The following is a 12058-nucleotide window of genomic DNA, read 5'->3' on the forward strand; positions in this document are numbered from 1 at the left end:
CCCCATGGACACGCTCCCCGTCTTCTGGTTCATCGCGATCGCCATCCTGTGGACCGGCTACCTCCTGCTCGAGGGATTCGACCTCGGCGTCGGGATGCACATGATCCTCGGCACGCGCGACGACCGCGATCGCCGCGTCATGCTCAACACGATCGGCCCCGTGTGGGATGGCAACGAGGTGTGGCTGATCACGGCCGGCGCGGCGATCTTCGCGGCCTTCCCGCACTGGTACGCGTCGCTCTTCTCGGCGCTCTACCTCCCGCTCACGATCATGCTGCTCGGCCTCATCGTCCGCGCGGTCGGGATCGAGTACCGCGGCAAGGTCGCGACGGCGCGCTGGGCCCGCATCTGGACCTACGGCATCGGCGTCGGCTCGATCGTCGTCGCGTTCTGCGTCGGCGCAGCGCTCGCGCTCACGTCGACCGGGCTGCCCCTGAACGAGAACGGCGATCGCGTCGGCGGGCCGTTCGTCTGGCTGACCCTGCCCGCGATCCTGGGCGGTCTCGCGGTCGTCGGCTTCGCCCTCGCCCACGCGGCGACCTTCCTCGGGCTCAAGGCGGATGGTCCGGTGCGCGAGCGCGCGGGGCGCTTCGCCGCGCGCTGGGCTCCGCTCTGCCTCGTGCCCGCGGCCGTCTGGGCCCTGTGGGTGCAGCTCGCCCACGGCGGGACGCCCCTCTCGTGGACGCTCGTCGGTCTCGCCGTCGTCGCCGCCGTGCTCGGATGGGCGAACGCGCGCCGGCGCCGCGAGGGGCGGGCGTTCCTCGGCTACGCCGGCTTCGGCCTCTTCGGCGCGGGCGCGATCTTCGCGGGCATGTTCCCGCGCGTCCTCCCGTCGACGATCGACCCCGCCTTCGACCTCACGGTCTGGAACGCGGCGAGCGGCGAGTACACACTGGGGGTCATGACGGTCGTCGCGTGCGTGGGCCTCCCGGTCGTGATCCTCTACCAGGCGTGGAGCTACTGGATCTTCCGCAAGCGCGTCACGCCGGGCATGATCCCTGACGCGCACGTCGTGCTCCCCGCGGCCCTGCGCGCGCGGTGACCGCCCCCGCGGCCCGCGAGCGGGCCATCCGCGAGCCCGGCATCGATCCGTGGGCCATCGAGGCCGAGCGCGCGGCAGCGGCCCCCGGGTTCCGGCGGCCCGACCTCGGCCCCGTGCCGCGCGCGCGGCTCGTCGCGCTCGGTGTGCTCGCGGCGCTGCGGGCGGTCGGCCTCGTGCTCATCGCCGACGCGGTCGCCCGCGGAATCGGCGGCCTCGCGGCGGGCGGCCTCGATGCCGCGGCCATCCGCGCTGTGCTCGTCGCGGGTCTCGCGGGCGCGCTGCTGAGGGTCGGCGCGGAGTGGGCGACCTCGGTCGCGGCGCGCCGCATCGCGTCGGACGTCAAGCGCGACCTGCGCGCGCGGCTCTGGCGCCGCATCGCCGCGGGCGACGTCGACGGCGGCGGGACCGCCGTCCTCGCCGCGGACGGGCTCGACGACCTCGACGACTACTACGTGCAGTCGCTGCCCGCGCTCATCGCGGCCGCGGTCGTGCCCCTCATCGTGGGCCTGCGGATCCTCGGCGCCGACTGGCTGAGCGCCGCGGTCGTCGTCCTCACGGTGCCGCTCGTGCCCCTGTTCATGATCCTCATCGGCCGGCACACGCAGCAGCGCACCGACGCGGCGCTGTCGGCACTCACCCGTCTCGCCGACCACCTGGCCGAGCTGGCGCGCGGCCTCCCCGTGCTCGTCGGGCTGGGCCGGGTCGAGGCGCAGACCCGCGCCCTCGACGGCATCCAGGGCGCCTACCGTGCGCGCACGCAGGAGACGCTGCGCTGGGCGTTCCTGTCGGCGCTCGCGCTCGAGCTCATCGCGACGATCTCGGTCGCGATCGTCGCGGTGTTCCTGGGGCTCCGGCTTCTCGACGGGACGATGGAGCTCGAGCCGGCGCTGCTCGCCCTCATCCTCGCGCCCGAGTGCTACGCGGCGCTGCGCGAGGTCGGCACGGCGTTCCACGCCTCGCAGGACGGCCTCGCCGCGCTCGAGCGCGCGAAGGCGCTCCTCGCGCGCCCGCTCGCCCGCGACATCCGCTCGCGGGGGCGCGCGGAGCCCGCCGCGACATCCGCCCCTTCCCCCTCGCCCACCGCAGGAGAATCCGCCGAGATCAGGACGCGGATGCCCGACTCGTCCTGCTCTCGACGGAATCCCCTGCGCCCGGTGCGGCTCGAGAACGTCGCGGTGCGGTACGCGGGGCGCGATCGGCCCGTGATCGAGGGGCTGAACGCCGAGCTGTCGGGCATCGTCTCGGTCGCGGGGCCGAGCGGCTCGGGCAAGTCCACGCTGCTCGCCGCGCTGACGGGGACGCTCCCCGCGGACGCCGAGGTCACCGGGACGATCACCGGGGCGGATGGCGTCGGCTGGGCCCCGCAGGCGGCGCGCGCGTTCGCGGCCACGCCCCGGGCGGAGCTCGCGCTGCACGGCGCGCCGGACCCGGAAGCCGCTCTCGCCGAGCTCGGTCTCGCGCACGTCGCCGAGGCCGCGATCCCCGAGCTCAGCCCCGGCGAGCTGCGGCGTCTCGCGGTCGCGCGCGCCCTCGCCCGGGTCGACGCGGGCGCGCAGCTGCTCGTGCTCGACGAGCCGACCGCGCACCTCGACCGCACCGCGGCGGAGCGCGTGCGCGCGGCCATCCTGCATCGCGCCGCGCACGCGACGGTCGTGCTCGCGAGCCACGAGCCCGAGACACTCGCCCTCGCGACGATGACGGTGCCGGTCGGCGCGGCTGCCGCCCCGCCGGACCCGGCGACCGCCCCGGTCAGCATGTCTCACTCGACGACAGAAACGGGCGCCGTCACCCGCAACAACCGAGACATGCATGAGGCGGCCTCGGCCCCGGACGGCCCGGCGGATGGCCCGGCGGATGGCGTCACGCTCGCCTCCCTCGTCCGGCCGCACCTCGCGGCGTGGGCGGGTGCCGTCGGGCTCGGCGTCATCGCGACGGGACTGGGGCTCGCGCTCACGGCCGTCTCGGGATGGCTCATCGTCCGGGCGAGCGTCGAGGAGTACATCATGTACCTCCTCGTCGCGATCGTCGGCGTGCGGGCGTTCGGCATCGGGCGCTCCGTGGGCCGCTACGCCGAGCGCCTCGTGACGCACAGCGCGGCGTTCCGGACGGTCGACGACCTGCGGCTGCGTCTGTGGCGCGCGATCGCGGCGCGCGGCGCGGGCTCCCGCCGCCTCCTCGAGGGCGGGGCGCCCGTCGACTACCTCGTGACGCTCTCCGACGACCTGCGCGACCAGCTCCCCCGCGTCATCGCGCCGCTCGCGGTCGGCGTCCTCGTCATCCTCGGCGCCTCCGTCACGACCTGGTTCGTCGTGCCGCACCTCGCCCTGCTCGTCCTCCTCGTGCTCGCTGCGGCCGCCGCCGTCGCCGCCGCGCTCGCGATCGCATCCGAGCGGGGGGCGGGCCGCGCACGCGTCGCCGCGCGCTCCGAGATCGTCCGCGGCACGTCGGCCCTCGCCTCGGCGTCCGCCGATCTCCGGGGGAACGGCGCCTCCGAGGCGGCTCTCGCGGAGCTCGACGCCGCCGCGGCGCGCCTCGCCCAGGCCGAGCGCCGCGCCGCCTGGGCCGCGGGGCTCGGCGGCGCCGTCGTCACGGCGGCGACGTCGATCCTCGCGTGCACGGTCGCGCTCCTCTCCTCCGCTTCGCCGGCCGAGCAGGTGTCGGTGATCGCGCTCCTCGCGCTCGCCGTGCTCGAGCCGATCGCGGGCCTCGTCACGGCCGCCCACCGATTGCCGGCCCTGCGCGAGGTCGTGCGCCGCCTCGCGCCCGTGCTGCGGCCGGCCCCATCCGCGCCGTGGGGTGACGGCGCCCTCGCGGGGCCCGTCGCCTCGGTCACGCTCGACGACGTCGCCGTCCGGTACCCCGGCACGTCGCGCCCCGCCGTGACGGATGTCTCGGGCCGGGCCGCACGCGGACGCTGGCTCGTCCTCGATGGCCCGTCGGGATCGGGCAAGTCGACCCTCCTCTCGGCGATCATGGGCGCCCTCCCCGTCGCGCACGGCGAGATCCGCGCCGACGAGGCGCCACTCCCGTCGCTCGACGAGCGCGCCTGGCGCTCGCGTGTGGCCTGGTGCCCGCAGGACGCCTACGTCTTCGACTCGACGCTGCGCGGCAACCTCCTGCTCGCCCGCGCGCACGACGACGCGCCCGACGACGCGGCGCTGCACGACGCCCTCGCGCTGGCCGGTCTCGGCGCTCTCCTCGACGCGCTGCCCGACGGGCTCGCGACGCGGGTGGGAGCGGGCGGCTCCGCCCTGTCCGGCGGCGAGCGCCAGCGCCTCGCGGTCGCCCGCGCGCTCCTCGCGCGCGCCGACGTCATCCTGCTCGACGAGCCGACCGCGCACCTCGACGCCCCGACGGCCGCCGCGATGATGGCGGATGTCCGCGGTGCGACCGCGGACCGCGTCGTCGTGCTCGTGTCGCACCGGGCCGACGACCGTCGTCCCGATGACGCGGTCGTGCAGCTGGGGTCCGTGCGAGAGTAGTGCCGTGTCTCCCCCGCGGTCCGAGCTGCGCCGCGTCGCGGTGATCGTGCTCGAGGGCGCGAAGCCGCTCGACGTCGGCATCCCCGCGCAGGTCTTCACGACCCGCGCGAGCATGCCGTACGAGGTGCGCGTCTGCGGCCCCGCACCCGGTCTCGTCACGGGCGGCGACGGCCTCTCGTATCACGTCGCCCACGGGCTCGAGGCGCTCGAGTGGGCCGACATCGTCTTCATCCCGGGCTACCGTTCCCCCGACCAGGACGACCCGCCCGCGGCGGTCGTCGAGGCGCTCATCGCGGCCCACGCGCGCGGAGCGCGCCTGGCCGCGATCAGCACGGGGGCGTTCGCGCTCGCGGCGACCGGCCTCCTCGACGGACGCCGCGCGACCACCCACTGGCACTACACGCGCGCGCTCGCGCGCCGGCACCCGCGCGTCCGCGTCGACGAGAACGTGCTGTTCGTCGACGAGGGCAGCGTCCTCACCTCGGCAGGCGCGGCGTCGGGGATCGACCTGTGCCTGCACATCCTCCGCTCCGACCTGGGCGTCGCCGCGTCGAATCATGCCGCACGGCGGCTCGTCGCCGCGCCGTATCGCAGCGGAGGCCAGGCGCAGTACGTGCCGCGCAGCGTGCCCGAGCCCATCGGCGAGCGCTTCGCGGCGACCCGCGAGTGGGCACTGCATCGCCTCGGCGACCCGCTCACCCTCGAGGTGCTCGCGCGGCACGCCGCGGTCTCGCCGCGGACCTTCTCGCGCCGGTTCGTCGAGGACACCGGCTACACGCCGATGCAGTGGATCATGCGCGCGCGGATCGACCTCGCGCGCGAGCTGCTGGAGAGATCCGAGCGGAGCGTCGAGCAGATCGCGGCGGATGTCGGGCTCGGCACGGGAGCGAACCTGCGCCTGCACTTCCAGCGGATCCTCGGGACGACCCCGACCGACTACCGGCGGACGTTCACGCAGGGCGAGTAGCCCGCGCTCACGCGGTGCGCTCGAGCCACGCCCGCAGCCGCTCGAGGGGCCACGTCGTGACGATGCGCTCGGGCGGGACGCCCGCGCGCTCGGCCCGCTCGGCTCCATAGTCGAGCAGCGAGAGCTGCCCGGGGGCGTGCGCGTCGCTGTCGATCGAGAACAGGCATCCCTGTTCGAGCGCGAGGGCGATGAGGTCGTCCGGCGGATCCTGGCGCTCGGGGCGCGCATTGATCTCCACGGCGACGTCGTGCTCGGCGCATGCCGCGAAGACCGCGTGCGCGTCGAACGCGGAGGGCGGCCTCGTGCCGCGCGCCCCCTCGACGAGCCGCCCCGTGCAGTGGCCGAGCACGCGCGTGCGGGGGTTGCGGATGGCGCCGAGCATGCGGCGGGTCATGCTCGCGGCATCCATGCGCAGTCTCGAGTGCACGCTCGCGACGACGACGTCGAGGCGCGCGAGCAGGGCGTCGTCCTGATCGAGCGCGCCGTCGTCGAGGATGTCGACCTCGATGCCGCTCAGGAGCGTGAACCCCTCGTCCGAGAACGCCGCGACGACCTCGAGCTGCCGCTCGAGCCGCTCGGCCGAGAGCCCGTTCGCCACCGTGAGCCGCGGCGAGTGGTCGGTGAGCGCGAGGTACTCGTGACCCAGCCGCCGGCCTGCCACGACCATGAGGTCGATCGGGCTGAGGCCATCCGACCAGTCGGAGTGGCAGTGGAGGTCGCCGCGCAGGAGGCCGCGGAGGGCGCTGCGGCCGACGCCCCCTGTGCGCTCGCGCAGATCGGCGAGGTAGGCCGGCACCTCGCCCGCGAGCGCCTCCTGGATGACGCGGAAGGTCGACTCGCCGATCCCCTGCCGGCGCCGCAGCCGCGCCGCATCGCGCAGCTCCTCGGGTGAGAGACCCGCCACGACATCGGCCGCGGTGCGGAACGCCTTCGACTTGTAGCGCGACGACCGCTCGCGCTCGAGCAGATAGGCGATCTCGGTGAGCGCGTCGAGCGGGTCCATGGCTGCCAGTCTGCCGCGCGGGATCGACGACGGCACGGCCGCACGACGAGCAGGGATGGCGAGATCCTTGCGGACGCTGTCCATCACGCCGCTGTCGCCCGCGCGCCATCCGGGAGACGCTGTGAGGGTATTCGACGGGGCTGACGCTCGCACCGCCACCTCGTCCGCCATACCTTCCGAACGGGCCTGACGCACAGCGGGCCCGTTCGGCTGTTTCCGGGCCGCGCTCTCGCGGGCGGCGTCTCAGGCGACGATCTTCTCGACCGTCCGGATGTTCCGCGTCGTCGTCACGGCCTTCCAGCGCGGCTTGGCGAGCTCCTTCGCGAACGCCGTCGACACGCTCGCACCCTTCGGCGGGTTCCAGTAGACGACGCCGGGGCCCTCCGCCACCGGGTCGTCGGGGGCCTCCGCCGCGAGCGCGAGCACGGCGTCGCGCGCCTCGGCGTCGGCGCAGAAGACGATGTACGGCTGGCGATCGGGGTCGGACGCATCGAACGGGAAGGCGGCGAGGGCGGCTCGCAGCTCATCGCAGGTGGCCAGCACGATCCACGCCTCGTAGCCGAACCTCTCCCCGAGCGCCCGCTCGATCCGCCGCTTGAGGGCGGCGCGATTCTCGCCGGCGGTGAGGCGCACGTTGCCGCTTGCGAGGAACGTGCGCGCATCGGCGAAGCCCAGCTCGACGAACAGCGCGCGCAGGTCGGCCGAGCGCACGGTGATCCCGCCCACGTTGACGCCGCGGAGCAGGGCGACGAAGTCGGTCATCCCGCCTCGCCCATCACCCGGCGGGTGAGGGCCGTGACGTCCGAGTCGAGATGGTCGATCTTCGTGTGGACAGCGTCGAACCGCGCGTTCATCTCCGCCCGCAGACCGGCGAACTCGGCGTTCAGCCGGGCGTTGGTCGCGTCGAGGCGCGCGTTCGACGCGTCGAACCGCGCGTTCATCTCGCCGCGCAGACCGTCGATCTCACCGCGCAGCTCGCCGCGCAGGCCACCAATCTCGGCGCGCAGGATGCGGGTGAAGTTCGTCGAGATGATCCCGAGCGTCGCGAACGCGAACGCCGCGAAGAGGGCCACGAAGACCCACACCTGCGGCTCGCTCATCTGCACTCCTCCAGTCTGAACCGACCCGACGACATTGTCACGAGCGGCGACCGGGAGCCGCACCTGTGGAGGTCGTCGGCGTCGCCACACCGCGAGGCGTGGCCTGTGCACGAGCCGCGACCCTATGAGCCGACGAGCGACCCCAGAAGCGCGCGCACCGTGCGGACGACGAAGGCGCGTCGCGCCGCGACGCGCTCGGGGCGGTCGGCGGCATCGCCCACGTACAGCCGGTCCACCGAGCGGAACACCTGCCAGCCGTCGGCGAGGGTCACGATCGTGAGGAGCAGCTCGGCGGCGGCCGCGTCGTCGAGGGCGGGAAGGGTCCTGCGCAGCTGAGCGACCTTGCGCCGGTGGGCCTCGGAGCGCGCCTCGAACGCGACCGGGGTCTCGCGCTCGAGGCCCTCCCACGCGAGCAGGCGCGAGAGCTGAGGATGCGCTGCGTGGTAGTCGAAGACGGCCTCGACGTACCGCAGCACCGCCTCGGCGCCCTCGCCCTCGATGGGGACGGCGTGGATGACCGCGAGCAGCTCGCTCTCGAGCGCCGCGCCGAAGAGCGCCTCCTTGTCGCCGAAGTGCGCGTAGATGCGCTCCTTGTTCACCCCGGCGGCACGTGCGATCCGGTCCACGCGCGCCCCGGCGAGACCGTGCGCGCTGAACTCGTCGACGGCCGCCTCGAGCAGGCGTCGCCGCGTCTCCTCCGGGGTGTAGGCCATCCGCCCATCCTATTCCCAACTGAACAGTTGCCTTCGGCGTCGGAACGTAGTTCACTGTTCCCAACCAGTCAGTTGGAAAGTGAGATGCCATGCCCGCGCCCACCCCGCCCTCCGTCCACGTCCGCGCCGTCATCACGTGGCTCGCGATCTTCCCGCTCGTCACGATCGGCCTCTACGCCAGCGCGCCGTTCAGCGAGACCTGGCCGCCCGTCCTCCGCTCGCTCGCACTCACGGTCGTCGTCGTGCCGCTCGCGGTGTACCTCGTCGTCCCGCAGCTGATGCGCGCCTGGATGGCGATCAGCGCGCGCCGCGCCGCCGAGGCCGCCCAGGTCGCGCCGGCCACACCCGTCGCGCCGGCCACCCCCGCCGCTCCCGAGACGTCCCCCGAGGTCGTCAGCCACGGATGAGCCGGAGCGTCGCGCGCTCGAGCGCGACCTGCCGTGCGTCGGCGTCGGCATGGCGCCGACGCACGGCGGCCGCGATCGTGCGCCCCTCGTCGAACGCCGAGACGACGCGCGGATCGACGTACGAGGTCCGCGCCATCGTCGGGGTGTTGCCGAGGAACTCGGCGACATCGCGCATGGTCGCGGTCACCGCGCGGCGGCGCTTCGTCGCGCTCGCGCCCTCGTCGAGGTCGAGCCCGCGCTCGGCGAGGCGCGCGGCCGCGAGCACCGTCGCATGCCACGTGCGGAAGTCCTTCGCGGTCGCGTCGGCCCCCGTCGAGGCGCGCACGTAGTCGTTGACGATCGCGGGCGTGAGGCGCCGCCATCCGCCCGCCTCCCGGTATGCCAGGAGCGCGGGCTCGCCGTCGCGTCGCCGCCTCATGCTCTCGATCGCCGCGACGACGGGGGCATCCGCGATCTCGATGCGGTGCGCGACGCACGACTTGCCCATGAAGCGGAAGACGAGCGCGTCGCCGCTCCGCCGCACATGCGCGCGCTCGAGGGTCGTGAGCCCGAAGCTGCCGTGCCGGTCGGCGTACACGTCGTCGCCGATGCGGAAGCAGCCGAGGTCCAGCAGCCGCACGGCAGTCGCGCACGCGCGCTCGAGCGGCATGCCGTCGAGCCCGAGCTCGCCGAGGATGGCCGGGCGCGCACGGCCCAGCGCGACGCCGAAGTCGAGCACGCGGTCGAACTTCTGCGCATCGCGGCGCGCCCGCCACTGCGGGTGGTACAGGTACTGCCGGCGCCCCGCGTCGTCGGTGCCCACGGCCTGCAGGTGCCCGTTGGGGTAGGGCGTGATCCAGACGTCGCGCCATGCGGGCGGGATGGCCAGCGCGCGGATGCGAGCGACCTCCTCCGCGGGCAGCCGCTCGCCGTCGGCATCGAGGTAGACGAACCCGCGGCCGGAGCGGCGCCGCGTCCAGCCCGGCTCCTGGGGAGAGGTGCGTCGGAGCCGGGGCATGCGGTCGAGTCTGCCCGACGGCATCCGCCGCCCGTCAGGCCTTGACAGCGCCTCCGGAGAGGGTCGCGGATGTTGGGCTTTCCAACGTCGTAGCCCTACGCTCGACACTCGACGCCCTTTCTGCCCTCCCGGGAGCCACGATGAAGTTCTTCCCTGCCCGCGCGGTGCGCGTGACCGCCGGCCCGTTCGCCGACGCGCTGCGCGTCGACCTCGACTACGTGCTCTCGCTCGACGCCGACCGGCTGCTCGCGCCCTTCCTGCGCGAGGCGGGCCTCGAGCCGCGTGACCGCTCGTACGGCAACTGGGAGGATGCGGGGCTCGACGGGCACACCGCGGGGCACTGGATCTCGGCCCTCGCCCACCTGCACGCAGCGACGGGCCATCCCGAGGCCCTTCGCCGACTCCGCTACGCCGTGGGCGAGCTCGCGCGTGCGCAGGAGGCGCGCGGCACGGGGTGGGTCGGCGGCGTGCCCGGCGGCGAGCAGCTCTTCGCGGGGCTCCGCGACGGCGGCGTGGCGGCGGCCCGGGCGCTCGCATCGAGCGGGCACTGGGTGCCCTGGTACAACCTCCACAAGACGTTCCAGGGGCTCATCGACGCACACGTCGTCGGCGGCGACGAGCGCGCGCTCGACATCGCCGTCCGTCTCGCGGACTGGTGGCTCGACATCGCCGACGGCATCGACGACGCGGCCTTCGAGGCCATGCTCGACACCGAGTTCGGCGGCATGAACGAGGCCTTCGCGGAGCTCGCGGCGCTCACCGGACGCGACGACCTCGCGGCGATGGCCCGTCGCTTCGCGCACCGCGCCATCCTCGACCCCCTCCGCGAGGGGCGAGACGATCTGACCGGGCGCCACGCGAACACGCAGATCCCGAAGGCCGTGGGCTACGCGGTCGCCGGCGAGCGCGCAGCGGCCGCCGCGTTCTGGCGCACGGTCGTCGAGCGGCGCACGGTCGCGATCGGCGGCAACAGCGTCCGCGAGCACTTCCACGCGCCGGACGACTTCGCGCCGATGATCGAGGACCGCGAGGGGCCGGAGACCTGCAACACCTACAACATGCTGAAGCTCACGCGCGCCCTCGCCGAGGCCGAGCTCGATCCCGCCCACCTCGACTTCGCCGAGCGCGCGCTCTTCAACCACGTGCTCTCGGCGCAGCATCCCGAGCGCGGCGGGTTCGTCTACTTCACGCCGATGCGCCCCCGCCACTACCGCGTCTACTCGCAGCCCGACCAGTGCTTCTGGTGCTGCGTCGGCACGGGCATGGAGATGCAGGCCCGGTACGGCGAGTGGATCTTCGGTCAGGAGGGCGACGCGCTCGCCGTCAACCTCTTCGCACCCGCCGACCTCGACGCATCCGAGTTCGGCGTCCGGCTGCGCATGACGACGGACTTCCCCGCCGACGAGCAGGTGCGGATCGCGGTGGAGGCGGATGGCGCGCGCGCGTTCGCGCTGCGCCTGCGCGTGCCGGGCTGGAGCGACGGACTCCGCGACCTCCGCGTGAACGGCGACGACGCGGAGGCGACCGCGGAGGACGGCGCCGTGCGGATCACGCGGACCTGGGCGGACGGCGACGAGATCGTCTTCCGCGTGCCCCTCGCCCTGCGTGCGGAGCGCCTGCCCGACGGGTCGCCGTGGCAGGCCTACCTCGCGGGGCCCGTCGTCCTCGCCGCGCGCGCGGGGGAGGACGGGCTCGACGGGCTCGTCGCCGACGACAGCCGGATGGGCCACATCGCGTCGGGCCCGCTGCTCCCGTTCGCCGACCTGCCGCTCGTCGCGGAGGGCGCCGACGCGGTCGCCCAGGTCGGCCCGCTGCGCTTCCGGCTCGAGACGGACGACCCGGCGGGCGCCGTCGACCTCGAGCCGTTCGCGGGCATCCACGACAGCCGGTACACCGTCTACTGGCCGGTCGCCGACGGCCCCGGCCGCAGGGACGCGCTCCTCGCCCAGGACGGCCGGCTCGCGATCGACGCGGCGACCGTCGACGCCGTGGCGTTCGGCGAGCAGCAGCCCGAGTCCGACCACGCCTTCTCGGGCGACGGCTCGACCGTCGGCGTCGAGGGCGACGCGCACTGGCGCGAGCTCGGAACCGGCCTCTCGATCGAGCTCCGCGACCCCGCGTGGCAGTCGCGTCGCCTGCGCCTCGAGCTGCGGCCATCCGCCGAGGCGACGGCGATCGCGGTGCGCGTCGGCGAGCAGCTCGCCGTCGAGGAGCGCCTCGCGCCCGGCGCGACATCGCTCGAGGTCGTCATGGCGCCGCCGTCGCCCGGCACGCGGATCACCCTCTCGCCCGTCGACGGTGCTCCCGCGCCGGGCGTGGTCTCGGCGCGCCTCCTGCGCTGAGCGCG

General features: G+C 74.6%; 10 protein-coding genes. 5 read left to right on the forward strand and 5 right to left on the reverse strand.

The features are described from left to right. Positions 1 to 4 precede the first annotated feature (4 nt). From cydB to ACWXWW_RS13565, 3 genes are read left to right on the forward strand one after another with little or no spacing between them, the layout of a single operon-like run. On the forward strand, positions 5 to 1042 hold the full coding sequence (cydB, locus tag ACWXWW_RS13555; RefSeq protein WP_271173021.1) for a cytochrome d ubiquinol oxidase subunit II: 1038 nt from the start codon (positions 5 to 7) through the stop codon (positions 1040 to 1042). Next, a complete protein-coding gene (gene cydC, locus ACWXWW_RS13560; protein ID WP_455970286.1) occupies positions 1039 to 4524 on the forward strand; it encodes a thiol reductant ABC exporter subunit CydC in 3486 nt (1161 codons plus the stop codon). The genes cydB and cydC overlap by 4 nt, the downstream gene beginning before the upstream one ends. Before the next feature lie 40 nt (positions 4525 to 4564). Continuing rightward, on the forward strand, positions 4565 to 5491 hold the full coding sequence (locus tag ACWXWW_RS13565) for a GlxA family transcriptional regulator (RefSeq protein ID WP_374727777.1): 927 nt from the start codon (positions 4565 to 4567) through the stop codon (positions 5489 to 5491). A gap of 7 nt (positions 5492 to 5498) precedes the next feature. On the opposite strand, the gene ACWXWW_RS13570 is transcribed toward ACWXWW_RS13565, so the two are convergent. The 4 genes from ACWXWW_RS13570 to ACWXWW_RS13585 form a co-directional block, all read right to left on the reverse strand. Continuing rightward, positions 5499 to 6494, reverse strand: a complete 996-nt coding sequence (locus ACWXWW_RS13570; RefSeq protein ID WP_455970288.1) for a PHP domain-containing protein — start codon at positions 6492 to 6494, stop codon at positions 5499 to 5501. 243 nt (positions 6495 to 6737) lie between these two features. After that, on the reverse strand, positions 6738 to 7256 hold the full coding sequence (locus tag ACWXWW_RS13575; protein WP_455970290.1) for a DUF1697 domain-containing protein: 519 nt from the start codon (positions 7254 to 7256) through the stop codon (positions 6738 to 6740). Then, entirely contained in the window at positions 7253 to 7594 is a 342-nt protein-coding gene (locus ACWXWW_RS13580; protein ID WP_455970292.1) for a hypothetical protein, read from the reverse strand. Before ACWXWW_RS13580 ends, ACWXWW_RS13575 begins: the two co-directional genes overlap by 4 nt. A gap of 122 nt (positions 7595 to 7716) precedes the next feature. Continuing rightward, entirely contained in the window at positions 7717 to 8307 is a 591-nt protein-coding gene (locus ACWXWW_RS13585; protein WP_455970294.1) for a TetR/AcrR family transcriptional regulator, read from the reverse strand. Between the two features lie 89 nt (positions 8308 to 8396). On the opposite strand from ACWXWW_RS13585, the gene ACWXWW_RS13590 reads away from it, so the two are divergent. Beyond that, on the forward strand, positions 8397 to 8714 hold the full coding sequence (locus ACWXWW_RS13590; protein ID WP_455970296.1) for a hypothetical protein: 318 nt from the start codon (positions 8397 to 8399) through the stop codon (positions 8712 to 8714). Here ACWXWW_RS13590 and ACWXWW_RS13595 read toward each other — a convergent pair. Beyond that, on the reverse strand, positions 8701 to 9711 hold the full coding sequence (locus tag ACWXWW_RS13595; RefSeq protein ID WP_455970298.1) for a DNA topoisomerase IB: 1011 nt from the start codon (positions 9709 to 9711) through the stop codon (positions 8701 to 8703). The genes ACWXWW_RS13590 and ACWXWW_RS13595 overlap by 14 nt on opposite strands. A 140-nt stretch (positions 9712 to 9851) precedes the next feature. Here ACWXWW_RS13595 and ACWXWW_RS13600 point away from each other — a divergent pair, with 140 nt between their 5' ends. Next, complete coding sequence (locus tag ACWXWW_RS13600; RefSeq protein WP_455970299.1) at positions 9852 to 12053, forward strand: beta-L-arabinofuranosidase domain-containing protein; 2202 nt, start codon at positions 9852 to 9854, stop codon at positions 12051 to 12053. Positions 12054 to 12058 lie beyond the last annotated feature (5 nt).

The organism is Microbacterium sp. KNMS (assembly GCF_053851835.1).

Excerpts from the sequence above, each read along its gene's own strand:
- ACWXWW_RS13580 (WP_455970292.1), bottom strand. The coding sequence starts at position 7,594 with ATGAGCGAGCCGCAGGTGTGGGTCTTCGTGGCCCTCTTCGCGGCGTTC.
- ACWXWW_RS13585 (WP_455970294.1), bottom strand. The coding sequence starts at position 8,307 with ATGGCCTACACCCCGGAGGAGACGCGGCGACGCCTGCTCGAGGCGGCC.
- cydB (WP_271173021.1), top strand. The coding sequence starts at position 5 with ATGGACACGCTCCCCGTCTTCTGGTTCATCGCGATCGCCATCCTGTGG.
- ACWXWW_RS13575 (WP_455970290.1), bottom strand. The coding sequence starts at position 7,256 with ATGACCGACTTCGTCGCCCTGCTCCGCGGCGTCAACGTGGGCGGGATC.
- ACWXWW_RS13595 (WP_455970298.1), bottom strand. The coding sequence starts at position 9,711 with ATGCCCCGGCTCCGACGCACCTCTCCCCAGGAGCCGGGCTGGACGCGG.
- ACWXWW_RS13570 (WP_455970288.1), bottom strand. The coding sequence starts at position 6,494 with ATGGACCCGCTCGACGCGCTCACCGAGATCGCCTATCTGCTCGAGCGC.
- ACWXWW_RS13590 (WP_455970296.1), top strand. The coding sequence starts at position 8,397 with ATGCCCGCGCCCACCCCGCCCTCCGTCCACGTCCGCGCCGTCATCACG.
- ACWXWW_RS13600 (WP_455970299.1), top strand. The coding sequence starts at position 9,852 with ATGAAGTTCTTCCCTGCCCGCGCGGTGCGCGTGACCGCCGGCCCGTTC.